Annotated in this window: 20 protein-coding genes; 9 read left to right on the top strand and 11 right to left on the bottom strand. The window is 61.9% G+C overall.

Features of this window, described 5'->3' with window-relative positions; genetic code table 11:
* Nucleotides 1-12 precede the first annotated feature (12 nt).
* The 6 genes from IE166_RS12690 to IE166_RS12665 all read left to right on the top strand — a co-directional run bounded on the left by IE166_RS12690 (nt 13) and on the right by IE166_RS12665 (nt 5,843).
* Entirely contained in the window at nt 13-762 is a 750-nt protein-coding gene (locus IE166_RS12690; protein ID WP_189504370.1) for an SDR family NAD(P)-dependent oxidoreductase, read from the top strand.
* A gap of 308 nt (nt 763-1,070) precedes the next feature.
* On the top strand, nt 1,071-2,504 hold the full coding sequence (gene cysG, locus IE166_RS12685) for a siroheme synthase CysG (RefSeq protein ID WP_189504369.1): 1,434 nt from the start codon (nt 1,071-1,073) through the stop codon (nt 2,502-2,504).
* 16 nt (nt 2,505-2,520) lie between these two features.
* The gene (locus IE166_RS12680) at nt 2,521-2,826 is read left to right on the top strand and encodes a DUF2849 domain-containing protein (protein ID WP_189504367.1); all 306 of its coding nucleotides are present in this window, start codon (nt 2,521-2,523) and stop codon (nt 2,824-2,826) included.
* 22 nt (nt 2,827-2,848) lie between these two features.
* Entirely contained in the window at nt 2,849-4,519 is a 1,671-nt protein-coding gene (locus IE166_RS12675) for a nitrite/sulfite reductase (protein WP_189504365.1), read from the top strand.
* Nucleotides 4,494-5,261 (top strand): phosphoadenylyl-sulfate reductase, encoded by a 768-nt coding sequence (locus tag IE166_RS12670; protein ID WP_189504363.1) that lies wholly within the window; start codon nt 4,494-4,496, stop codon nt 5,259-5,261. Before IE166_RS12675 ends, IE166_RS12670 begins: the two co-directional genes overlap by 26 nt.
* A 21-nt stretch (nt 5,262-5,282) precedes the next feature.
* Entirely contained in the window at nt 5,283-5,843 is a 561-nt protein-coding gene (locus IE166_RS12665; protein ID WP_189504361.1) for a DUF934 domain-containing protein, read from the top strand.
* Here the strand turns inward: IE166_RS12665 and IE166_RS12660 are convergent.
* Nucleotides 5,840-6,037: a hypothetical protein gene (locus tag IE166_RS12660; protein ID WP_189504359.1), complete on the bottom strand. Its 198-nt coding sequence runs from the start codon at nt 6,035-6,037 to the stop codon at nt 5,840-5,842. The genes IE166_RS12665 and IE166_RS12660 overlap by 4 nt on opposite strands.
* Before the next feature lie 169 nt (nt 6,038-6,206).
* The gene (gene copM / locus IE166_RS12655) at nt 6,207-6,605 is read right to left on the bottom strand and encodes a CopM family metallochaperone (protein WP_189504358.1); all 399 of its coding nucleotides are present in this window, start codon (nt 6,603-6,605) and stop codon (nt 6,207-6,209) included.
* 203 nt (nt 6,606-6,808) lie between these two features.
* Here copM and ku (IE166_RS12650) point away from each other — a divergent pair, with 203 nt between their 5' ends.
* Entirely contained in the window at nt 6,809-7,627 is an 819-nt protein-coding gene (ku, locus tag IE166_RS12650) for a non-homologous end joining protein Ku (RefSeq protein ID WP_189504356.1), read from the top strand.
* A 3-nt stretch (nt 7,628-7,630) separates the two neighbouring features.
* On the opposite strand, the gene ligD is transcribed toward ku (IE166_RS12650), so the two are convergent.
* The 4 genes from ligD to gyrB all read right to left on the bottom strand — a co-directional run bounded on the left by ligD (nt 7,631) and on the right by gyrB (nt 14,163).
* The gene (gene ligD, locus IE166_RS12645) at nt 7,631-10,213 is read right to left on the bottom strand and encodes a DNA ligase D (RefSeq protein ID WP_189504354.1); all 2,583 of its coding nucleotides are present in this window, start codon (nt 10,211-10,213) and stop codon (nt 7,631-7,633) included.
* A 2-nt stretch (nt 10,214-10,215) separates the two neighbouring features.
* Entirely contained in the window at nt 10,216-11,094 is an 879-nt protein-coding gene (ku, locus tag IE166_RS12640; protein WP_189504352.1) for a non-homologous end joining protein Ku, read from the bottom strand.
* Between the two features lie 74 nt (nt 11,095-11,168).
* A complete protein-coding gene (locus IE166_RS12635; RefSeq protein WP_189505924.1) occupies nt 11,169-11,723 on the bottom strand; it encodes a DNA-3-methyladenine glycosylase in 555 nt (184 codons plus the stop codon).
* A 1-nt stretch (nt 11,724) separates the two neighbouring features.
* The gene (gene gyrB / locus IE166_RS12630; RefSeq protein ID WP_189504345.1) at nt 11,725-14,163 is read right to left on the bottom strand and encodes a DNA topoisomerase (ATP-hydrolyzing) subunit B; all 2,439 of its coding nucleotides are present in this window, start codon (nt 14,161-14,163) and stop codon (nt 11,725-11,727) included.
* A 300-nt stretch (nt 14,164-14,463) separates the two neighbouring features.
* On the opposite strand from gyrB, the gene IE166_RS12625 reads away from it, so the two are divergent.
* Nucleotides 14,464-16,377, top strand: a complete 1,914-nt coding sequence (locus IE166_RS12625) for a PAS domain-containing protein (protein ID WP_210312967.1) — start codon at nt 14,464-14,466, stop codon at nt 16,375-16,377.
* On the opposite strand, the gene mgrA is transcribed toward IE166_RS12625, so the two are convergent.
* The 4 genes from mgrA to IE166_RS12605 form a co-directional block, all read right to left on the bottom strand.
* The gene (gene mgrA, locus IE166_RS12620; protein ID WP_189504343.1) at nt 16,374-17,402 is read right to left on the bottom strand and encodes an L-glyceraldehyde 3-phosphate reductase; all 1,029 of its coding nucleotides are present in this window, start codon (nt 17,400-17,402) and stop codon (nt 16,374-16,376) included. The genes IE166_RS12625 and mgrA overlap by 4 nt on opposite strands.
* 92 nt (nt 17,403-17,494) lie before the next feature.
* The gene (gndA, locus tag IE166_RS12615) at nt 17,495-18,910 is read right to left on the bottom strand and encodes an NADP-dependent phosphogluconate dehydrogenase (protein WP_189504341.1); all 1,416 of its coding nucleotides are present in this window, start codon (nt 18,908-18,910) and stop codon (nt 17,495-17,497) included.
* A gap of 207 nt (nt 18,911-19,117) precedes the next feature.
* Nucleotides 19,118-20,020, bottom strand: coding sequence for a LysR substrate-binding domain-containing protein (locus tag IE166_RS12610; protein WP_189504339.1), 903 nt, complete (start codon nt 20,018-20,020; stop codon nt 19,118-19,120).
* A 234-nt stretch (nt 20,021-20,254) separates the two neighbouring features.
* Entirely contained in the window at nt 20,255-20,680 is a 426-nt protein-coding gene (locus tag IE166_RS12605) for a Fur family transcriptional regulator (protein ID WP_189505921.1), read from the bottom strand.
* Nucleotides 20,681-20,823: 143 nt separating this feature from the next.
* On the opposite strand from IE166_RS12605, the gene IE166_RS12600 reads away from it, so the two are divergent.
* Nucleotides 20,824-22,158, top strand: a complete 1,335-nt coding sequence (locus IE166_RS12600) for an Nramp family divalent metal transporter (protein ID WP_189504337.1) — start codon at nt 20,824-20,826, stop codon at nt 22,156-22,158.
* A gap of 209 nt (nt 22,159-22,367) precedes the next feature.
* Here the strand turns inward: IE166_RS12600 and rpsU are convergent, their stop codons facing one another.
* Complete coding sequence (rpsU, locus tag IE166_RS12595) at nt 22,368-22,658, bottom strand: 30S ribosomal protein S21 (RefSeq protein WP_189504334.1); 291 nt, start codon at nt 22,656-22,658, stop codon at nt 22,368-22,370.
* Nucleotides 22,659-22,813: the final 155 nt, after the last annotated feature.

Below are 22,813 nucleotides of genomic sequence, written 5' to 3'. Positions count from 1 at the left end.
GAGATTCCGTTCATGGCCGAGAATGACACCCGTAAGACCCTTGTGCTGACCGGCGCGAGCCGCGGCATCGGCCATGCCACCGTGAAGCGCTTTTCGCGCGAAGGCTGGCGGGTCATCACCTGCTCGCGTCAGGATTTCTCGGAAGATTGCCCTTGGCCGTCTGGGCCCGAGGATCACATCAAGATCGACCTCAGCGATCCCGAGGATGTCGGCAGCGCAGTGGCCGAAATCCGTCACCGTCTGGAAGACAATGGCGGTGAGCTTCACGCCCTCGTCAACAACGCCGCCATCTCGCCCAAGCTGAAAGACGGGGCGCGGATGAACTCTATCGAAACGCCGATGCATGTTTGGCGCGACGTGTTCCAGGTCAACTTCTTCGCGCCGATCATGCTGGCGCGCGGCCTGTTTCGCGAATTGTCGGCGGCAAAGGGCTCGATCGTCAATGTCAGCTCCATCGCCGGCAGCCGCGTCCATCCCTTCGCCGGCACGGCCTATGCGACTTCGAAGGCCGCCCTTGGCTCGCTGACGCGCGAAATGGCTGCCGACTTCGGCCCGCATGGCATCCGTGTCAACGCAATCGCACCGGGCGAAATCGACACCTCGATCCTGTCGCCGGGCACCGACAAGATCGTCGAGCAGATCCCGATGCGCCGTCTCGGCACCACGGCGGAAGTGGCGGATATCATCTTCTTCCTGTGTTCCGGCCAGGCATCTTACGTCACCGGCTCGGAAATCCACATCAACGGCGGTCAGCACGTCTGATCGATCGTGGCTTGAGTTGACGCCAGGCTTCGGCTGACTTCCAGCGTGCCAGCTGACCGCTTGGTGGCTGGCTGAGCAACGACATGCCATCAACATGCCTGCACGCGGCATATTTATTCCAACAAGCCGCCTTTGGAGTATGAAGTTCCGCTCACCTAAGAAGCTATGCCTGGTTTCTGGATGAAGTTTGCGCGAAACGCCTTGTGTCTAGAAAGAACTGCCACATTATCCGATTTCACCGCCTGGCCGTTCCTTCAATCTCGATCGCTCGTTTGGCATGATAAGAGATCAACAGCGCAGTCCAAGCCATGCCTTTTGCCAGCCAATCGACAAAGCTGAATGCCTTCCCCTTTTTCCTGAAGGTCGCCGGCCGTTGCGTGGTGATCGCCGGCGGCGGGGATGAGGCTTTTGCGAAAGCCCGTTTGATGGTGCAGTCGAGCGCCGAGCTTCTGATCATCGCGCCTCATCTCGAAGCCATTTTTGGCGCCTGGATCGCACAAAACTCCGTCAGGCATCTGGCGCTTCAGCCGACCGCCGATCACCTGCGCGATGCCGTCGTGGTGTTCGCGGCGACCGGCGAGGAAGAGGCTGACCGAGCCGTGGTTGATCTTGCGCGCGCACTCGGCGTGCCGGTCAACGCCGTGGATCGCCCGGATCTCTGCGACTTCTTCACGCCCGCTTTGATCAACCGCGCGCCCGTCGCCGTGGCCATCGGCACCGAAGGCGCCGGCCCCGTGCTGGCGCAGATTATCCGCGCCAAGATCGACGCCCTGCTGCCGCCCTCGCTCGGCCGTCTGGCGACAATGGCGGCAAGCTACCGTCACCGCGTCGAGCGCGTCGTGCCCAAGGGCAACGCCCGCCGCCGGTTCTGGTCCGACTTCTTCGAAGGCAAGCCTGCCAAGCTCATGGAGCGCAACCAAGTCGATGCGTCCCATGCCGCCGTTGACTCGCTCATTTCCGAGCGCCGCGAAACAGCCGGCCATGTTGCATTGGTCGGCGCCGGACCGGGTGCCGAGGACCTGCTTACCCTGCGCGCCCAGCGCCTTCTTATGCAGGCCGACGTGATCGTGCATGATGCGCTGGTGCCGGAAGCCGTGGTTGCCATGGGCCGCCGCGATGCCGAGCGCATCGCCGCGGGCAAGCGCAAGGGCTGCCATTCCAAGAGCCAGGGTGAGATCAACGATCTGCTTGTCGAACTGGCGAAAGGCGGCAAGCGCGTCGTGCGGCTGAAATGCGGTGATCCGCTGATCTTCGGCCGCGCGGGCGAGGAAATGCAGGCGATGCGCGATGCCGGCGTGTCCTATGAAGTCGTGCCGGGCGTCACCTCCGCTTTTGCCGCCGCTGCCGATTTCGAACTGCCGCTGACCCTGCGCGGCGTGTCCTCCTCGATCGTCTTCACCACCGGCCACGATCTGCGCGGCAAGGTGCTGCCCGATTGGGCCAAGCTCGCCATCAGCGGCGCGACCGTCGCCGTTTACATGGGCCGCTCCATCGCCGCGGATGTCGCCGAACGCTTGATCGCCGCCGGTCTGGCTTCCGACACGGCCGTCGCTGTCGTAGAAAACGCCAGCCAGTCGGCACGCCGCATGTTCCACGGCACGCTCGCCGACCTCCCGTCCCTGCAGGCGCGAACCGATCTGACTGGTCCCGTGATGACCATCATCGGCGATGCGGTCGCCGGTGCGAACTTCAACAAATCCACCCCGCTCAGCGCCCATATCCCGGCGCCGGTCGCGGCGTGACGATCAAGGACCTGATATGAAGATCCTGACCGCGAACCGCCTTGTTGATGGCGAAGCCGTATGGCTGGCGGCCGACAATAGCTGGGTCGAGAATATCCAGCTGGCCGAGCGCGCATCTGACGCGGAAACCGAAGCCAGGCTGGACGCCGCCGGCAAGGCCGCGCTCGCCAATAACGAGGTCGTGGACGTCAACCTGATCGACGTCGCGCTGGTCGATGGCGCGATCCGCCCGAACCGCCTGCGCGAACAGATCCGCGCCAACGGCCCGACCACGCATCTCCAGTTCGGCAAGGCCGCGCGCTTCGGCGCGAATGCCGCCTGATCGCACACGAAAGCGCGCTGCCATGTATCGTTACGACGAGTTCGACCAGTCCTTCGTGAACAACCGAGTCGCCGAGTTCAGCGACCAGGTTCAGCGCCGCCTTGCCGGTGAGATCAGCGAAGATGCCTTCAAGCCGCTGCGGTTGATGAATGGCGTTTACCTGCAACTCCACGCTTATATGCTGCGCGTCGCGATCCCCTACGGCACGCTGTCGTCGAAGCAGTTGCGCATGCTCGCCCATGTCGCGCGCACCTATGACAAGGGCTACGGCCACTTCACCACGCGCCAGAACATCCAGTTCAACTGGCCGGCGCTGGCCGATATGCCGGCGATCCTGCGCGATCTCGCCACCGTCGAGATGCATGCGATCCAAACCTCCGGAAACTGCATCCGCAATGTCACTGCCGACCACTTCGCTGGTGCGGCCGCCGACGAGGTCGCCGATCCCCGTCCTTATGCCGAGATCCTGCGCCAATGGTCGTCGGTGCATCCGGAATTCTCGTTCCTGCCGCGCAAGTTCAAGATTGCCGTGACCGGCTCGACCCGCGACCGCGCCGCGATCCAGGTCCACGACATCGGCCTGCATTTGAAGAAGAACGAAGCTGGTGAACTCGGCTTTGCCGTTTATGTCGGCGGCGGTCAGGGCCGCACGCCGATTATCGCCAAGAAGATCCGCGACTTCCTGCCCGAAAAGGACCTCCTGTCCTACATCACCGCCGTGATGCGCGTGTATAATCTGCACGGCCGCCGCGACAACAAATACAAGGCGCGCATCAAGATCCTCGTGCATGAAACCGGCACGGAAGAGCTGACCCGCCAGGTCGAAGCCGAGTTCGATGCCCTGCGCGACACCGAGCTGAAACTGCCCGAAAGCGACATCCGCGCCATCGAGACCTACTTCGCGCCGCCGGAGCTGGTCGCCCGTCCTGAAGGCGAGGCGATCCTCAAGCAGTCGCAGCTCGACAGCCGCGATTTCGCAGCCTGGCTCAACCAGAACGTCATCACCCATCACAATCCCGATTATGCCGCCGTCACCATTTCGTTGAAGGGCATCGGTGAGATTCCCGGCGACGCAACCGACGCGCAGATGGATGCGGTGGCCGATATCGTAGAGCGCTACGCCTTTGATGAGCTGCGCGTCAGCCACGAGCAGAACCTGATCCTGCCGCATGTGGCCCGCGCCGATCTCAAGGCGGTGTTCGATGCGCTGGTCGAGATCGGTCTGGCGACCGCCAACTCCAACCTGATCTCGGACATCATCGCCTGCCCCGGCCTCGATTATTGCGCGCTCGCCAATGCCCGCTCGATTCCCGTTGCTCAGGATGTTTCCCGCCGCTTCGCCTCGCTCGAGCGTCAGCGCGAGATCGGCGAGCTGAAGCTCAAGATTTCCGGCTGCATCAATGCCTGCGGCCATCATCATGTCGGCCATATCGGCATTCTCGGCGTGGAAAAGAAAGGCGCCGAGCTGTACCAGATCACGCTGGGTGGCTCGGGCGACGAGCATACGTCGATCGGCGAGATCATCGGCCGCGGCTTTGCGCCGGAAGATGTCACCGACGCCGTGGAAACCATCGTCGACACCTATCTCGGCCTGCGCACCGATCCGTCGGAGCGCTTCCTGGATGCTTATCGTCGGGTCGGCTCCGCACCCTTCAAGGAGGCCCTTTATGGAGCTGACGCAAAAGCAGCGTGAGGCTGGCCAGCGCGACGAGGCCGTTTCGGCGCTCGCCGTCGCCGCCGAACTGGAAAGCCGCTACGGTCGTTTGGAGCCGGAAGAAATCATCCAGGTCGCGCTCGACCGCTTCGGTCTGGATGGCCTGGCCGCTGTTTCGTCCTTCGGCGCGGATTCGGCTGCGCTCCTGCACATCGTCGCCACCGTTGATCCATCGGTTCCGGTGCTTTTTCTCGATACCGGCCATCACTTCGGCGAGACCCTGCAATATCGCGATGCGCTTGCTGCCGATCTCGGCCTCAGCAACCTGCAGATCGTCCAGCCGGACGAAACCCGCCTCGCCGCCGAAGATCCCACCGGCCTGCTTCACAAGACCAGCACCGACGCATGCTGCGATGTCCGCAAGGTCGAGCCGATGGCGCGGGGTGTTGCGCCCTTCAAGGCCTGGCTGACCGGCCGCAAGCGCCATCAGGCCTCCACCCGCAACGCGATCCCCGTGTTTGAGGCCGTCGGCAGCCGCGTGCGCATCAATCCGCTGGCAAGCTGGACCACGTCTGACCAGGCCGCGTATATGCGCGCCCATGCTTTGCGCGAGAACCCGCTGGTTGCCTACGGCTACCTGTCGATCGGCTGCTTTCCTTGCACCCAGCCTGTGGCGCCCGGCGAAGACCCGCGCTCGGGCCGCTGGGCAGGGCAGGCCAAGACCGAATGTGGTATTCACCTCTCCGGCCTCGATGCGTCCCTGACCTCTTCGACGCTCTGACCGCTTGCTTCCGGAACTGACATGACCGACGCGACTGCCCCAGAAAAGCCGGCCTGGCGTTTGTGGACCCCGCAAGGGTTCCGCGATGACGACACCTGGATCCATGGCGACGATGTCGGAGCAGCAGACGACACCAATACCGGTGTGATCCTGCCGCTGCTGACCTTCCTCAATCTCGATGAGGAGCGCCGTGCCTCCCTGCGGGGCCGCCTCGGTGTCTCCGTTCAGCCCGGCGAGCCGCTGGACGATCTCGTGCCGTTCCTGCCCGATCTGAAGCTTGTGGCGCTGTCGTTCCCGGCGTTCAGCGATGGCCGCAGCTTCTCTAAGGCGGAACTGCTGCGTGCTCGATATGATTTCGAAGGCGTGTTGCGCGCCACGGGCGATGTGCTGATCGATCAGGTCCCGCATATGCTGCGGCTGGGCTTCACCGAGTTCGAAGTGTCGAACCCCACGGCCTTGAAGCGTCTGGCCGAAGGACGGGTCGGCGGCATTGAGCAACGCTACCAGCCCGCCGTTGTGCCGGAAGAAAAAGGCGCCGGCTATTCCTGGCGGCGGGTCGCTTCCGCCAGCAATCGAACTTAGCTCAGGCGGCGCATACGATCGGCCTGATCGAGGCGGTCGAGCAGCACTTCAAGATCGTCCGGCAGCGTGCGCTCCGTCTTGAAGGCGGGGAGATTGTGCAGAAAACGGCTGTTGGTTTCTGTGCGGATCTGCCGCCTCAGATTGGCAGCGCCCGCTACCTCAACGCCCTTCTTTGTGTTTGCCTGCGTCATCATTCCGCTACTCCTGACACTCGGGAAACTCGATGACTTTCGAACGGTTCCAGCAAAAGCCGGACAAGTCATAGTTTGCGCGGGGCAGCGTAAAATTTTACTTAAATGCTGAATTCACCATAAGTCTCTGGGAATTCAGCACAAAACAAGAACAGCAGTGTAGTTCGCGACCTTACTTCGCGTTCTTTGCCAGCCATGCTTTCATGGCCGCAATTTCCGGTTCCTGCGCCGCCACGACTTCCTCGGCGAGCTTCCGCAGTTCCGGATCTTTGCCGTATTGCAGCTGGACCTTTGCCATGGCCACAGCCCCTTCATGATGTGGGATCATCGAGCGCACGAAGTCCACATCGGGATTGCCCGTGAAGTCGATCGCCATGGCCTCGTGCATCGCCGCATTGGCCTCCTCGAATGCCTTCGTGGACGGGGCTGCATCGGCGTCACTCGCTTCGCTCATCGTGTGGCCTTCATGGCCCGACATGTGCGCGCCGTGACCGGAATGATCCTGAGCTATGGCAAGACCGGACAGCGAAAAGAGGCCGAGAGCGGCAAGGGAAAGAGGAAGCGTTTTCATGGGCGAACCTTCGCGGGCAGGGTTGATGATCAGCGGAGGCTAAGGTTTCCAGTAAGGGGAAGGTCAACGCACAAACTGCCGCAGTCGTCGGGAGCTTTGCGCCTAGCTGCGGATCGCCATGGCGCTGAGGGAACCGCAACAAAGCCAGCTAGTTCTTGCCCAGAGTTACTCATGTCCTTGTTGTTCATGTCTGGAGTTCAACCATGGCGCCGCGTTCGTTCTGGAAGGGCTATCTCAAGCTCTCGCTCGTCACCTGCCCGGTGGCGATGACGCCGGCCACGACCGAGAACGCCAAGGTCAAGTTCCACACGCTCAATCGCCAGACCGGCAACCGCATCACCACGCAATATGTCGATGCTGTCACCAACAAGCCGGTTGCGGACGAAGACGAGGTGAAGGGCTATCCGCGCGGCGAAGACGATTACGTCATGCTGGAAGATGACGAGATCGATGCGGTTGCGCTGGATTCCACCCGCACCATCGACATCGAGACCTTCGTGCCGAAGGAGGACATCGGCTGGATCTATTACGACAAGCCGCATTTCCTTGTGCCCGATGACGAGGTCGGCGAAGAAGCCTTTTCCGTCATCCGCGATGCCATGGCCGAAACCGGCAAGGTCGGCATTTCCCGCCTGGTCATGTATCGCCGCGAACGCGCCGTGATGCTGGAAGCCCGCGACAAGGGCATCATCTTGTGGACCCTGCATTACGGCGACGAAGTGCGCGACGAAGACGCTTACTTCGGCGGTATCGGCGAGAAGAAGGTCGATACCAAGGAACTGACGATGATCAAGAAGGTCATCGGCGAGCGCACCCAGGACTGGACGCCGAAATTCGCCGAAGACCCCGTGCAGGACAAGCTGCTCGACATCATCGAAGCCAAGAAGAAGGGCCGCAAGGCAAAGCCTAAGAAGAAGGCGGAGCAACCGCAGGAATCCGGTTCCAACGTCATCTCCATCATGGACGCGCTGAAGAAGAGCCTGGAAGCCGAAGGCGAAAAGAAGCCGGCCAAGAAGCGCTGAAAGCTAGCGCTTCTTGGCCTTTTTCTTGGTGGCCGGCAGCGGACGCGCGGCACTCAGGAAGTCGCCCCACGGATCCCGCTTTCGGTTGGCGACATGATCAGGCGCGTTCTCGACCGTGAATCCGGCCGGGCTGATCTCCGGTCCCAGCTCATCCCACTCGATCGGCATCGACACCGCCGCACCGGTCCTTGCGCGCGAGGAATAAGCGGCTACCGCCGTGGCGTTGCGGCCGTTGCGCAAATAATCCACCAGGATCTTGTTGGTGCGCTTGGACTTGGTGATCACCGAGACATAATCGTCCGGACTGTCAGCCGCCATGGCTTCCGCCATCTGCTTGGTAAAAGCCTTCACCGTGTCCCAGTCGGCCTTGGGCGTCAGCGGCGACACGACATGCAGGCCCTTGCCGCCAGACGTTTTCACGAAGGCTGCCAGGCCAACCGCCTCAAACCGCTCCTTGATCGCGCGCGCACCATCGCAGATCCGCTCCCAACTCACGCCTTCGCCGGGATCGAGATCCATGATGATCGTATCCGGCTGTTCCAGTGCCTCGACGGTCGAGCCCCAGGGATGGATTTCCAGAGCGCCGGCCTGAACCAGTCCGATCAATCCATCCAGCCCGTCGATCATCACCAGCGGTTCTTCGTCGGCTCCATCCTTCGGATCCTTGAACAGCTTGATCGCCTTGTTGGCGCCGCGCCAGACATGCTTCTGGAAGAAGCATTGGCCGTGGATCGTGTCGGGGCAACGCAGCAAGGCCAGCGGACGGTTCAGCACGAAGGGCGCCATGGATCGCCAGACTTCCGCGTAGTAGTTGGCAAGGCCTTCTTTGGTGACGCCGTCTTCGGGCCAATAGATGCGCTCGGGATGGGTCAGCTTCACACTGGAAGGAAGCGCGGCAGGCTTGCGGGAAGCCGTTGTTTCCTCGGCCTTTACAGTCGCGATCGGTTCCTCTTTGACGACCTCCGCCGCAGGCTTGTCTTCGCGCAAACCGCGGAACGAGGCGTGGCGCAGATTGTGATCGCCGGTCCAGCCGCGGAACTCGATCTCGGCGACAAGCTGCGGCTCCACGAACACCACGTCACGCCGCGCTTCCGCCGGCAGCTTGGCGGAGAAAGGGCTCTTGGCAATCTTCAGCGCATCGAGCCTTTTGAACAATTCGCCCGCCACCTTGCGGCTATAACCCGTTCCGACGCGACCGATATGCTGCAAGTCGCCATCCTCATAAACACCGAGCACCAACGAGCCGATCATTCGCTTGTCCACGGTAGACGAGACATAACCGGCGATGACGAACTCCTGGCGGCTGGAACACTTTGATTTGACCCAGCTTTTCGAGCGTCCGGCAGGATAAGGATCATCCGCGATCTTGGAGATCACGCCTTCGAGATTGAGCTTGCACGCATGCGCCTTCACCACCTCGCCTTCCACGGTGAAGTGGCTGGAATAGCGCACCACGCCGCCTTCCGAGCCGACGATCCGTTCAAGCTCAGCCTTGCGATCGATCAGCTTGGCGCCGGTCAGGTCCTGACCGTCCAAGTGCATGAGATCAAAGGCATAATAGATGAAGCGGTCGCTTTTGCCTTCGCTGAGATCTGCCTGCAGCGCCGAGAAATCCGACGTGCCGCTCTGCGTTTCCACTACCAGCTCGCCATCGAGCAGGGCCGTTTCGGCAGGCAAGGCTTTCAGAGCATCCACTACAGCCGCGCCGAACTTGGCCGTCCAGTCGAGCCCGGTGCGGGTCATCAGCTTGACCTCGCCGTGATCGATCCGCGCTTGCAGACGATACCCGTCGAACTTGATCTCGTGGATCCAGCGCTTTCCACTCGGTGCCTTCGCAACCAGCGTCGCCAAACCCGGCGGGATGAAGTCGGGGAGTTCGGCCTGCTTTCCGCCTTTGATCGAAGGCGTGCTCGATGGCTCCGTTGTCTTCGTGGAACGTGTCCGCTTTGGCTTCAGAGAGGCGGATTTTTCGGGAATTCTGCGCTCTATTTTTCCCGTTTTGGAAGACCATCCCGGCATTTCCCGGGCGATTTCGTCCAGATTTCTCCCGGTTTTTACCGATTTTTCCCGCTCTTCGAGGATGTCGCCCTCGTCCGCCGACCTGGCGAAAGCATCATCAGCTTTGATCAACAACCAGTTGTCCCGCTTCTCGCGGGCCCGTCGCGGCATCTTCACGAGGTGCCATCGGCCGGACAATTTCTCGCCTTCCAACTCGAATTCGAGATGACCCTTGGCGAGACCTTTGTGCGGATCGTAAGTCGGCTTCCAGGTTCCACGGTCCCAAAGTAGAACCGTCCCACCGCCATACTCGCCTTTCGGGATCGTGCCTTCGAAGTCGCCATATTCCAGCGGATGGTCTTCGGTCTGGACGGCCAGGCGCTTCTCGGATGTGTCGAGGCTCGGACCCCGCGTCACCGCCCAGCTTTTCAGCACGCCGTCGAGTTCGAGGCGGAAGTCGTAATGCAGGCGGGTCGCATCGTGCTTCTGGATGCAGAAGCTGTTGCCAGACGCTTTCTTGACCTTGCCGCCGCGCGGTTCGGCGGTTTGGTCGAAGTTGCGCTTGCTGTGATAGTCCTCGAGCGCCATGATCAGGACGCCTTGCGCTGCGGTTCAGCCTTGGCACGCTTGGCCGCAGCAGGTTTGCGGGCAGGGGCTTTCTTGGCGGCAGTCTTCTTGGGCGCGGCCTTGGCGCCAGCACCTTCGGCGCTGCGGCGCAGGGCGTCCATGAGATCGACCACCTTGGCGGGCGCCTTCGGCTTGGCGGCCTTGAAGTCGCGACCTTCCATCTTGGCCTTTACCAGTTCGGCGAGGGCAGACTCGTAGCGGTCGTCAAAGCTCTTGGGGTCGAACTTGCCGGACTTGGTGTTGATGATGTGCTTGGCAAGATCGAGCATCTCGCCCGCGATCTTGGTGTCCGACATATCTGCAAAGGCTTCCTTCGCAGACCGCACCTCGTAGTCAAAGTTGAGCGTTGTCGCGATCAAGCCGTCATTATGCGGGCGGATCAGGAGGTTGCGGACGCGGCGGAACAACACGGTGTTGGCAAAGGCTGCAGACTTGGACTTGGCGAGGCCTTCGCGGATCAGGGCAAAGGCCTCCTGCGCGCCCTTGTCGGCCGGGGCGAGGTAATAGGGGCGGTCGAGGTAAACATCGTCAATGTCGCTGCAGGTGACGAACGCTTCGACGGCGAGCGTCTTGTCGCTGTCTGGCACCGCACTTGCGACCTCGTCCGGTTCCAGCGTGATGTAGTCGCCCTGATTGACCTCGTACCCTTTGATCTGGTCGTCTTTCTCCACCGGTTTGCCGGTCTCGGCATCGATGAACTCGCGATGGACGCGGTTGCCGGTCTTGCGGTTGAGGGTGTGGAAGGCGATGCGCTCGGAGGTGGAGACCGCCGTATAAAGCGCTACCGGGCAGCTCAGCGCTCCGACCTTGAGGAAGCCTTTCCAGTTTGCCCGCGGTGCCACGTGCCTAAACTCCTACGCGTCTTCCTTCTAGAAAGACGGAGAAGTTGAATCGTTCCAAGATGTTGCGGGAAACCCTAGAATCGTTTGCTGAGGAAGGGCGAGCCCTTCAGGCCAAAGCGCCAGGGTTGCTCGGCCGCCTTGGTGATGCCTATGCGCGGTCCGGCTATGAGCGAATCCGTCGGCGCATGATGGCGGAAGGTGAAGGGAGCTTCATCGAGAGCCAAACCGTCGAGCGTGATGTCGATGCCCAGCGCCTGGCACAGCTTGCCGGGCCCCGAGCATAGCAGCCGCACCGCCTCCATCCCGCGCCGCTCGCGCATGAGGTGAAGACCCTCAGTGGGCTCGATCGCGCGCAGCAACACCGCGCTCCCGGGCAGGCACGTGATGTTGAAGCACCAATGAATGCCATAGGAGCGATAGATGTAAGCGGTGCCGGGTGCCCCGAACATCGCCTTGTTGCGCAGAGTCTGGCCGCGAAAGGAATGCGACGCCGGATCGTCCGGCTCATAGGCTTCCGTTTCAACGATGATGCCGGCGGTCTCGCCGACGCCGAAGACGCAGCCGATCAGTTCCGGCGCGACCAGCAAAGCCGGGCGCGCGAAGAAGCTGAGATCGAGATCGGCAGCCAGATCAAACGTCCAGATTCGCCACCGACAGGGCGTTGTCCTGGATGAAGTCGCGGCGGGGTTCGACGTCGTCGCCCATCAGGCGGGCGAAGAGGGAGTCGGCGTCGGTGGCGTCGTTGACCTTGACCTGGAGCAGCGAGCGGACGTTCGGGTCGAGCGTGGTTTCCCACAGCTGCTCGGCGTTCATTTCGCCCAAGCCCTTGTAACGCTGCATGGTCAGGCCCTTGCGACCGGATGCAAACACGACGTCGAGGAGATGCAGCGGGCCGCTGATCATCTCGTTGATGTCCTTGCGGCGCAGAACCGGCGGGGTCTTGTAGATCTCGCCGAGACGCTCGGCGAAGCGATCCATGGCGCGGGCATCGGCCGAGCTTAGCAGGCCGGCGTCGAGCACGGCTGCTTCCTTCACGCCGCGCACGGTTCGCTCGAAGACGAAACCGCCGGTGCCTTCGTTGGACGGGTTGGTGCGGCCGGTCCAGCCGCGTTCGGTTTCTTCCGAAACGGCATCGAGGCGCTTGGCGACATCTTCGGCCAGCGCGTTGGCGCGGCCGAGATCGTCCAGCAGTTCCGGCTTCAAGGCACCCGCAATCGCTGCTTGTTCAACCACCATGCGATTGTAGCGGGAATGCAGACCGTTGATGAGGCCGCGCACCTGCAAGGCGTCATGCACGACGGAGTCGAGATCGCCGCCGGCACGCACTTCGCCGGAACCGAGGTTCAGCGTCGCTTCGTCCAGACCGTTGTCGATCAGGTAGTCCTCAAAGGCCGGCTGATCCTTAATATATTGCGAGCTCTTGCCGCGCGTGACTTTGTAGAGCGGCGGCTGGGCGATGTAGAGATGACCGCGCTCGATCAGTTCCGGCATCTGGCGGAAGAAGAAGGTCAAGAGCAGGGTGCGGATGTGGGCGCCGTCGACGTCGGCGTCCGTCATGATGATGATCTTGTGATAACGCAGCTTGTCGGCGTTGAACTCGTCCTTGCCGATGCCGGTGCCCAGCGCGGTGATCATCGTGCCGATCATTTCGGACGACAGCATGCGGTCGAAGCGGGCGCGCTCGACATTGAGGATCTTGCCGCGCAGGGGCAGGATCGCCTGGTTCTGGCGCGAACGGCCACCCTTGGCCGAACCGCCTGCCGAGTCACCCTCGACGATGAAGATTTCGGACTTGGCGGGATCGCGCTCCTGGCAGTCGGCCAGCTTGCCCGGAAGCGACGTGATCGACAGAGTGCTCTTGCGCGTCATTTCGCGCGCCTTGCGGGCCGCTTCACGCGCTGCCGCAGCCTGGATCACCTTGTCGATCAGCACCTTGCCTTCGGTCGGATGCTCTTCCAGCCAAGTGCCGAGCGCTTCGTTGACGAGACTTTCCACCACCGGGCGCACTTCCGAGGAAACCAGCTTGTCTTTGGTCTGCGATGAGAATTTCGGATCCGGCACCTTGACGGAAAGCACGGCGGTCAAGCCTTCGCGGCAATCGTCGCCAGTGAGCGAAACCTTTTCCTTCTTGGTCAGACCGGAACTGTCGCCATAGCCGGTCACCTGGCGCGTCAGCGCGCCACGGAAGCCGGCTAGGTGCGTGCCGCCATCGCGCTGCGGAATGTTGTTGGTGAAGCACAGCACGTTTTCGTGGTAGCTGTCGTTCCACCACATCGCGACTTCCACCGTGATGCCGTCGCGCTCGGCCTTGATGGCGATCGGCGCGGGGATCAGCGCCTTCTTGGCGCGGTCGAGATATTTGACGAACTCTTCCAGACCGCCTTCGTAAATCAGCTCGGTGGTTTTCACGTCGGCCGGACGACGGTCGGTCAGCAGAATCCGGACGCCGGAATTCAGGAAGGCGAGTTCGCGCAACCGGTGTTCCAGCGTGTTGTAATCGAACTCCACCATGGTGAAGGTTTCGGACGAGGGCAGGAAGGTGACTTCCGTGCCGGTCTCGTCGCCAGCGTCACCGGTCACTTCCAGCGGCGCATCGGCCACGCCATGGGTGAAGCTGATGTCGTGGATCTTGCCCTTGCGGCGGACCTTGAGCTTCAGCCAGACCGAAAGCGCGTTGACCACCGAAACGCCAACGCCGTGCAGACCGCCAGAGACCTTATAGGAGTTCTGATCGAACTTACCGCCGGCATGAAGCTGGGTCATGATGACTTCGGCGGCCGAAACGCCTTCCTCATGCATGTCGGTCGGGATACCGCGGCCGTTGTCGGTGACCGTGCAGGAGCCATCCGCGTTCAGCGTTACGGTGACCAGCGTGGCATGACCGGCCAGTGCCTCGTCGATCGCGTTATCCACGACCTCATAAACCATGTGATGCAGGCCCGAGCCGTCATCGGTGTCGCCGATATACATGCCCGGCCGTTTGCGCACGGCATCCAGGCCCTTCAGGACCTTGATGGAATCGGCGCCATATTCGGCTGTGACGCCGTTTGTTTCGGGCTGGTCAGACATGCATACTTCCGCTTCGGGGCCGTCGGAACTCGGCGCAATGCGCGCATCGCAAATTCGTGTGGCGAATCGCTCCTGAATGTCATGAATATATAGGGTTTCGTGCGGCTTTTTCCAAATGGAGACGGGACTTTCGCACAGCCGGCTCTATCCTGTGGCAGGAGGAGGATCAGAAGGAGGAAAACGCGGCAATTGCCTGCCGGAACGCGACACCCGCTTGGGCGTTCATCGTGACCCCGGACGGCGTGGCTCTCGCGCATGATCCTTTTGAGCCCGAAGCCGCAACCCGTTCGATGAGACTTCATGCATAACCGCATCATCGCCAACGACCGCACCAAGCTGCCGCAGCATCTCGCAACCAGCTTCATGCATGACCTGATCGACCGTTTCGATTGGTCGACAACGAGCTTGGGCCCGATTGGAACATGGCCGGAAACGATCGGCACCACGGTGCGCCTGATGTTGTCTTCCGACACGCCGATGGTGCTGCTGATCGGGCCCGAAGGCCTGCTGATCTTCAACGACGCTTATGCCGCCTTTGCCGGGCCGCGTTACAAGAGCCTGATTGGCATTCCTGCCGCGGACGCGTTTCCGGAAATCGCCGACTTCAACCGGGAGAATGTCCGGCGGCTGAGCCAGGGCGAGACCTTCGGCTACAAGGGCATGAAGCTCCAGCTCAACCGCACTGGCGAGTTGAAGGATCTCTGGCTCGACCTGGAATATATCCCGATCACCGAACGCTCCGGCGAGGTGCTTGGCGGCCTTGTGATGGTCAATGAGATCACCGAGCGGGTGGAAGCCGAGCAGCAGCTCGCCGCCAGTCGCGAAACCATGTCCTTTGCGCTCGATGCAGCCGGCATTGTCGGCACCTGGGACTGGGATATCCGCAGGGATCAAGTTGTCGCCAACCGCAACTTTGCCGAGCTTTATGGCGTCGATCCCGCAGCAGCCGCGCGCGGCGCACCGCTTGGCGATTTCACTGCCGGCGTGAATGCCGCTGACCGGCCGCTCCTCCAACAGGCAATCGACGGTGCCATCCAGGAGCTTGGCCCAGTGCGCGTGGAATATCGCGTTCAGGACCGCCAGGGCATCGAGCGCTGGGTGCTGGCAGTCGGTCGGGTGTTCCCGGGCGAGGACGGGAAGGCAGAGCGGCTGCCGGGTGTCACGGTCGACATTACCGAGCGCAAATCGACGGAAATGGCGCTGATCGACAGCGAAGCGCGGTTTCGCGCCATTGCCGATACGATGCCGCAGATGGTGTGGTCGACGCGCCCCGACGGCTACCACGATTATTACAACGCGCGCTGGTACGAGTTCACCGGCATGCCGGAAGGCTCGACGGATGGCGAGGAGTGGAACGGCGTGTTCCATCCCGAGGACCAGGAGCGCGCCTGGGAACAATGGCGCCATTGCCTGGCGACCGGCGACCCCTACGAGATCGAATACCGGCTGCGCCATCGCTCCGGGCAATATCGCTGGACGCTCGGGCGCGCTTTGCCGATCCGGGAAGCCGACGGCACGATCATGCGCTGGTTCGGCACCTGCACCGACATTCATGAAAGCAAGATCGCGGCGGTAGAACGCGAGATCGTCGCGCAGGAACTCAGCCATCGTATCAAGAACATCTTTGCGGTGTTGACTGGACTGGTATCCTTGTCGGGCCGCGAATATCCGGAAATGGCACCGGTTGTCGGCGAGTTGCGCCAGCGCATTGCAGCCCTTGGGCGCGCGCATGATTTCGTGCGGCCGCACAGCCATGTGTCGCGCGTGGCCGGCGTGGATACTACGATGCATGCGTTGGTGGCCGACCTGCTTTCGCCTTACCGCACGGATGCAACCCGGCTGATCTTCCGCGGCGAGGATGTGCCGATCGACGACCGCGCCGCAACGCCGCTGGCGCTGCTGTTCCACGAGCTGGCGACCAATGCCGCGAAATACGGGGCGCTCGCCAACAACACCGGATCGATCACGCTGGAAACGCGTGTCGATCAGGACAGCGAAACCTACCACATGGACTGGATCGAAAGCGGCGGGCCGGTTGTGGCGGAACGCACCACGCCGTCGGGCTTCGGCACCAAGCTGATGGCGCTGAGCGTCAATGCGCAGATGGGCGGGACGCTGATCCCGACCTTCGCACCGGACGGGCTGCGCATGGCAATCGCCATTCCCATGCGCAGCCTGACGCGGATCTACGTGTCGCCCAAGGCGAGTGCTTAAAGCTCGGCCGACTTTGCCCAAAGGTTGATGCCGGCATCCACCGCATAGCGGTCGATCTCGGCCAGTTCATCGGCGGTAAAGTCGAGATTGCCGAGCGCGCCGACGCAGTCGACGACCTGTTCGGGCCGGCTGGCGCCGATCAGTGCGGACGTGACGCGGCCGCCGCGCAGCACCCAGGCCAGCGCCATCTGCGCCAGCGTCTGGCCTCGACGCTGGGCGATCTCGTTGAGCGCGCGGATATGTGCGAGGTTCTCTTCGCTCAGCGTGTTGGGATTGAGCGACTTGCCTTGGGTCGCCCGCCCGCCTTCGGCTTTGCCGGAGATATATTTGTCCGTCAGCATGCCTTGCGCCAGCGGCGTGAACACGATCGAGCCGGCGCCGACATCGTCCAACGTATCCAGCAGCCCGTCATCCTCCACCCAGCGGTTCAGCATGGAATAAGCGGGCTGATGGATCAGCAAGGGCGTACCGAGATCGCGCAGAATAGCGACTGCTTCATGCGTACGCTTGGAGTTGTAGGACGAGATGCCGGCATAAAGCGCCTTGCCGGAGCGCACGGCCTGATCGAGCGCGCCCATCGTTTCTTCCAAGGGCGTGTCGGGATCGAAGCGGTGCGAATAAAAGATGTCGACGTAATCGAGACCCATGCGGGCGAGGCTCTGGTCGAGGCTGGCCAGCAGATATTTGCGGCTGCCGAGATTGCCGTAGGGTCCGGGCCACATGTCCCAGCCGGCTTTGGAGGAAATGATCAGCTCGTCGCGGAAGCCTGCGAAGTCGGTGCGCAGGATCTCGCCGAACGCGGTTTCAGCTGAACCGGGCGGCGGGCCGTAATTGTTGGCGAGATCGAAATGGGTGATGCCGAGATCAAAAGCCTGCTGGCAGATCGCGCGCTTGGTCTGGTGCGGCGTGTCCTCACCAAAATTGTGCCACAGGCCCAGCGAAATGGCCGGCAGCTTCAAACCGGAGCGGCCGCACCGGTTGTAGATCATGGCGTCGTAACGCGTCTCAGCGGGCTTGTAGGTCATGCGCGATCTCCCAGCGGTCGATCACGCATGTAGCCGTTTGTCCGGCATTGACCAGCCGGGCGGTCCTTAAATCGCGCCGATGCCCCGCGCAATTAAATTGCGCTGATGCCCCAAGGTCCGTGGAAGGCGCCGGGCTTGTCGATACGCTCGAAGGAATGGGCGCCGAAATAATCGCGCTGGCCCTGGATCAGGTTGGCCGTGCCGCGACCCTGACGATACATGTCGAAGTAAGACAAAGCCGAAGAGAGTGCCGGGACGGGCAATCCGGCGGCAGCGGCGCGGGCGACGACCCGGCGCAAACCGGCCTGCGCTTCGCGCATCATCTCGACGAAGGCCGGCACGACCAGAAGGTTGGTTTCCTTGTCCGCGCCTTCAAATGCATCCGCGATCGTGGACAGGAACTGCGAGCGGATGATGCAGCCCGCGCGCCAGATCCGGGCGATCTCCGGCAAGGGCAGGTTCCAATTGTAATCCGCGGACGCGCCGCTCATCACCGCAAAACCCTGCGCATAGGCTGCGATTTTGCCGGCCAGCAGCGCCAGTTCCAGATCTTCAAGCAGGGCGGCATCGCGCTTTAGCGCCTCACCGAGCGAGCCGTAAGCCTTTTCGGCGGCCTCGCGTTCGTCCTTCAGCGCCGACAGGCTGCGGGCGGCCACCGCCGCTTCGATGCCGGTGGCGGGGATGCCGAGCTGCTGCGCTTCGATGGCCGACCAGCGGCCGGTACCCTTTTGGCCGGCACGGTCGAGGATGATGTCGACGATCGGCTTGCCGGTCTCGGCATCTTCGGTGTCGAGCACGGCGGCTGTGATCTCGATCAGGTAGGAGTTCAGCCGGCCTTCGTTCCAGCCCGCAAACACCGGCGCCGTGTCCTTCGGCGCCATGCCCAGGCCATCGCGCATGATGCCGTAGATTTCGGCGATCATCTGCATGTCGGCATATTCGATGCCGTTATGGATGGTCTTCACGAAATGACCGGCGCCGTTTTCGCCGAGCCAGGCGCAGCAAGCCTGCCCCTCATACTGGGCGGAAATGTCGAGCAGCACCTGTTCGATGCGCTTGTAGGAGGCTTCCGCGCCGCCCACCATGATCGAAGGCCCGTGCCGCGCGCCGACCTCACCGCCGGACACGCCCATGCCGATGAAGTTCAAGCCGGTTCCATCGAGCACGCCATTGCGGCGCATCGTGTCGCGGAAATTGGCGTTGCCGGCATCGATCACGATATCGTCGTGCGACAGCAGTGGCTTCAGCGCCTCGATCTGGTCGTCCACCGGCTGGCCGGCATTGATCATCAGGATGATGGGGCGCGGCGGGCGGATCGCCTGGACGAATTCTTCAAGGCTGGTGCAGGGAATGATGTTGGAGCGAAGCTCGCCGGCCGCTTCGAAGAATGCGCCGGTCTTGGACGTCGTGCGGTTGAACACCGCGATGTCGTGACCTTTTTCGGCAATGTTGAGGGCGAGATTGGAGCCCATTGTTCCGAGCCCGATCAGGCCGATTTCCGCTTCCATGGCTGTCTCCTATGTTTCCGGCCAAGGGACGCCAGCAATGGGGACGCCAGCAAGGGTCGAGGTCGGAGTTAGCGGATGTTGGTCATCAACACGGCCGCGTCAACCAGCCGCATCGGGCAGGAGCTATGCGTATATGAGCAAGCAGGTTTGCCATCGTGCAATCCGGTCCAAAGATTGTCCTTCCTGCAAGTTCATCACCCCTTCCGCTTACTTTGAAGCCGAAGGTTCAGGAAAGTGGGAAAGGATCCAGTCTCGGAAGAGGCGAACCTTTGGTACGTTGCGGCGCGACTCCGGGTACACAAGATAGTAGGCACGATTGATCGGGTAGAGATGCCTGAAAGGTTGGATAAGCGCGCCGTTTGCTATTTGGTCACGGTAAAAGAAGGGTGTCAGCATCGCGATGCCATGACCTGCCACAGCAGCGATCGCTTCAAGGTCCTGGCTGCTCAACTTGGAGCCATTCGGATCGATCGCCTTTTTCCGGCTCACGCCAACGCTTTCAAACCACAGATCCCACCATGGATAGTCTGAATCGACGAGCGGATAGTTCAGAAGATCGGCCGGCTCCTCAAGCGGGCGGCCGATGCGCTCCAGAAGTGCTGGGCTGAGCATCGGCGAGAAGTCGCCGCGAATGAGCAGATGGGTACACAGACCGGGCCAATTACCGTCGCCAGCCCGCAAAGCGGCGTCGACTGGGTCACGTGCGAAGTCGACGACATCTCGCGAGCAGGCGAGTTGAACCGCAATTGAAGGATGAGCCACCTGAAACTCGCCGAGATGGCGCGCCAGCCACAGGCTCGCAAAGGTAGGGATGGCGCTGATCGACAGGACGCTGGCGGTTGCGCCTCGGACTTCTCCATAGGCCGCAGCGATCCGGTCGAAGGCCAGCGTTGTCTCACCCGCCAACATATGCGCTGCCACCGTAAGCTCGACCGCTCGCCCGGTTCGAACGAAAAGGGCGGCGCCAATCCGCTCTTCCAAAACCTTGATTTGGTAGCTCACGGCCGCCTGAGTCATACCCAGTTCGTCGGCAGCGCGGGTGAAGCTGAGGTGGCGTGCCGCGGCCTCGAAAACACGAAGCGCCGGAAGCGGGGGAAGCGAACGGACCATGGTGCATTATTCTCCTTGTGCATCATGGCTTAGGTGCGATTGGATCGGCAATGGTTGATGCCGCAGACCGCAGACATCGGCCCCGCAGGCGTGGTGGGTGAGTGTTCGGCTTTCGACCCAAGCTTGTCGAGCCTTCCTAAGAGGACCTTGCAGCCAATCGCCGGCGCTCTTCTACCCGCTTAACTACTATCGAAGGTTTTGGAAGGTGTCGTTTCAGCCGCCCGTGGCCTACTGCTACCCCCGCTTTCTTCCGTAAAGCTCGAGCCGGTGATGCACGATGTCGTAGCCGAGACGCTCGGCGATTTCTGCCTGCAGGGCTTCGATCCGCTCCGACTTGAACTCGATGACATCACCCGTGTCGAGATCGATCAGGTGGTCGTGGTGATCGCCACCCGCCTGTTCGAAGCGGGACGGGCCGCCTTCGAAGGCGTGGCGGTGGATGGCGCCGAGGCCTTCGAGCAGCTTCATCGTGCGATAAACCGTCGACAGTGAAATGCTCGGATCGATCGCGGAAGCGCGGCGGAAGATCTCCAGCGCATCGGGATGATCCTCCGTTTGCGTGAGCAGGCCGACTATGACGCGTCGCGGCCGGGTCAACCGCACGCCGGCGCGTTTCAACTCGCCTTCATAGTCCCGCTTGTGAATCACTGCTTCAGTCATGCCGCCATTATGCGGTACTCCGACGCCAGTTGCAAAAATTGTCATCTGGCCTCTTCTTGCAAATGATTTGCAACTGCATTGACGGATGGCAAGGCCTGATCTAGATGGAGTGCAATACGGCACTTCTGACTGGAAGACCTTCCATGGACGCACCCAACACGGCAACCGGCTGGCGCAAATCCGGCGGCGAGCTTTCGCTTTCCGATGTTCACGGCAGCGTGCCTGTCAGACGGCATGGCCCGATCTGGAAACGAGCCTTCGCGTTCATTGGTCCCGGCTATCTTGTTGCGGTCGGCTACATGGACCCCGGCAACTGGGCGACGTCGCTCGCCGGCGGATCGAAGTTCGGTTACACGCTGCTGACGGTAGCGCTGGTGTCCAACATCATGGCGATCGTGCTGCAATCGCTCTGCGCGCGTCTCGCCATCGCTTCCGGTCGCGATCTCGCACAGGCCTGTCGCGATGCCTTTCCGCGCTCGGTCGCCTTCACGCTCTGGGCGCTGGCCGAAATCGCCATCATCGCCACCGACATCGCGGAAGTGATCGGCACGGCGATCGGCCTCAACCTGATCTTCGGCATCCCGCTCGAAATTGGTGTCGTCATCACCGCGCTCGACGTGTTCCTGATCCTGTATCTGCAGAAGCTCGGCTTCCGCTGGGTCGAAGCCTTTATCATCGCGCTGCTGGGCGTCATCGCCGTGTGTTTCGGGATTCAGATCGCCATGGCCGACCCGAATTGGGGCGAGGTGATCCGCGGCTTTGCGCCGACCACCGAGATCGTGACCAACCCAGAAATGCTCTACCTCGCGCTAGGCATTCTCGGTGCGACCGTGATGCCGCATAATCTGTATCTGCATTCCGGCATCGTGCAGACCCGCGCTTATGGCGACACGTTGCCCGAGAAGCGGCAGGCGATCCGCTTTGCCACGATTGATTCCACGGTCGCCTTGATGTTCGCGCTGTTGATCAACGCGTCGATCCTGATCCTGGCAGCAGCGGCGTTTCATGCAACCGGTCGAACCGACGTGGCCGAATTGGGCGAAGCCCATGCGTTGCTGAACCCGGTGCTTGGAGCAGCGCTGGCGCCGACCCTGTTCGGTATCGCGCTCTTATGCTGCGGCTTGAACTCGACGGTGACGGCGACAATTGCCGGTCAGATCGTGATGGAAGGCTTTCTCCAACTGAAATTCGCACCCTGGCTGCGCCGCCTGATCACGCGCGCCATCGCGATCGTTCCGGCGGCTCTGGTCACGGTGTGGTATGGCGAAGCGGGCACGGCCGAACTGCTGATCCTGACCCAGGTCGTGCTCAGCCTGCAGCTGTCATTTGCGGTGTTTCCGCTGGTGATGTTTACAGCCGACAAGACCAAGATGGGCGCGCTGGTGGCGCCGCGCTGGTTGTCCGTCTGCGCCTACCTGATCGCGATCATCATCGCGCTGTTGAACGTGAAGCTGCTGTTCGACTTCGTGATCGGCTGAAGTCGCCGGTCATAGCCAAGCAATAAAACCGCGCCGTGGGAGATCCAACGGCGCGGTTTTTGCTTTTGGGGTGAGTGGCTTGCGTGGAAGGAGCGCCGATCACAGCGGATGAGCGAGCGCGATCAGATTGTTGTGACGCTGAAGACGCAGAAAAACCGCGCCGCTGGATATCCAACGGCGCGGTTTTCAATTCAACGATACGAAGCGCGTTATGCGCGGCCGGCGCTCGGTGCTGCACCCTGGCCTGCACCGCCCTGGCCCGGACGGGGCTCGCGGAGCTTCTTCTTCGGCGCTGCAATCAGGCCTTCGCGCTGGGCGAGCTTGCGAGCGGCCTTGCGGCTGCGGCTCACGGCTTCAGCCTTTTCGCGCGCACGGCGCTCGGACGGCTTCTCGAAGGAGCGGCGCGCCTTCATCTCGCGGAACACGCCTTCGCGCTGCAATTTCTTCTTCAGAACGCGGAGCGCCTGCTCCACATTGTTGTCACGGACGAGAACCTGCAATGACTGACCCCTTGGTCTTTTTGGTCGAATTTTCCGGGCTAGGCGACCGGAACAGGACCCACAAGAATCCAACACGGTCGACAGATGCGCTTCACCTAGGGCCAAACGGGAAAAATCGCAACCCTTGCGGCAAAATTTAGCTGGGAGGCGATGCG

Source organism: Tianweitania populi, from assembly GCF_014652875.1.
GTDB classification, from domain to species: Bacteria; Pseudomonadota; Alphaproteobacteria; order Rhizobiales; family Rhizobiaceae; genus Tianweitania; species Tianweitania populi.
The sequence above is the reverse complement of the archived record's forward strand: the minus strand, read 5'-3'. Positions and strand labels throughout refer to the sequence as shown.

What these genes read in the sequence shown, in the direction of transcription:
- IE166_RS12690 (WP_189504370.1), top strand. Translation starts at nt 13, where the DNA reads ATGGCCGAGAATGACACCCGTAAGACCCTTGTGCTGACCGGCGCGAGC.
- cysG (WP_189504369.1), top strand. Translation starts at nt 1,071, where the DNA reads ATGCCTTTTGCCAGCCAATCGACAAAGCTGAATGCCTTCCCCTTTTTC.
- IE166_RS12680 (WP_189504367.1), top strand. Translation starts at nt 2,521, where the DNA reads ATGAAGATCCTGACCGCGAACCGCCTTGTTGATGGCGAAGCCGTATGG.
- IE166_RS12675 (WP_189504365.1), top strand. Translation starts at nt 2,849, where the DNA reads ATGTATCGTTACGACGAGTTCGACCAGTCCTTCGTGAACAACCGAGTC.
- IE166_RS12670 (WP_189504363.1), top strand. Translation starts at nt 4,494, where the DNA reads ATGGAGCTGACGCAAAAGCAGCGTGAGGCTGGCCAGCGCGACGAGGCC.
- IE166_RS12665 (WP_189504361.1), top strand. Translation starts at nt 5,283, where the DNA reads ATGACCGACGCGACTGCCCCAGAAAAGCCGGCCTGGCGTTTGTGGACC.
- IE166_RS12660 (WP_189504359.1), bottom strand. Translation starts at nt 6,037, where the DNA reads ATGATGACGCAGGCAAACACAAAGAAGGGCGTTGAGGTAGCGGGCGCT.
- copM (WP_189504358.1), bottom strand. Translation starts at nt 6,605, where the DNA reads ATGAAAACGCTTCCTCTTTCCCTTGCCGCTCTCGGCCTCTTTTCGCTG.
- ku (WP_189504356.1), top strand. Translation starts at nt 6,809, where the DNA reads ATGGCGCCGCGTTCGTTCTGGAAGGGCTATCTCAAGCTCTCGCTCGTC.
- ligD (WP_189504354.1), bottom strand. Translation starts at nt 10,213, where the DNA reads ATGGCGCTCGAGGACTATCACAGCAAGCGCAACTTCGACCAAACCGCC.
- gyrB (WP_189504345.1), bottom strand. Translation starts at nt 14,163, where the DNA reads ATGTCTGACCAGCCCGAAACAAACGGCGTCACAGCCGAATATGGCGCC.
- IE166_RS12625 (WP_210312967.1), top strand. Translation starts at nt 14,464, where the DNA reads ATGCATAACCGCATCATCGCCAACGACCGCACCAAGCTGCCGCAGCAT.
- mgrA (WP_189504343.1), bottom strand. Translation starts at nt 17,402, where the DNA reads ATGACCTACAAGCCCGCTGAGACGCGTTACGACGCCATGATCTACAAC.
- gndA (WP_189504341.1), bottom strand. Translation starts at nt 18,910, where the DNA reads ATGGAAGCGGAAATCGGCCTGATCGGGCTCGGAACAATGGGCTCCAAT.
- IE166_RS12610 (WP_189504339.1), bottom strand. Translation starts at nt 20,020, where the DNA reads ATGGTCCGTTCGCTTCCCCCGCTTCCGGCGCTTCGTGTTTTCGAGGCC.
- IE166_RS12605 (WP_189505921.1), bottom strand. Translation starts at nt 20,680, where the DNA reads ATGACTGAAGCAGTGATTCACAAGCGGGACTATGAAGGCGAGTTGAAA.
- IE166_RS12600 (WP_189504337.1), top strand. Translation starts at nt 20,824, where the DNA reads ATGGACGCACCCAACACGGCAACCGGCTGGCGCAAATCCGGCGGCGAG.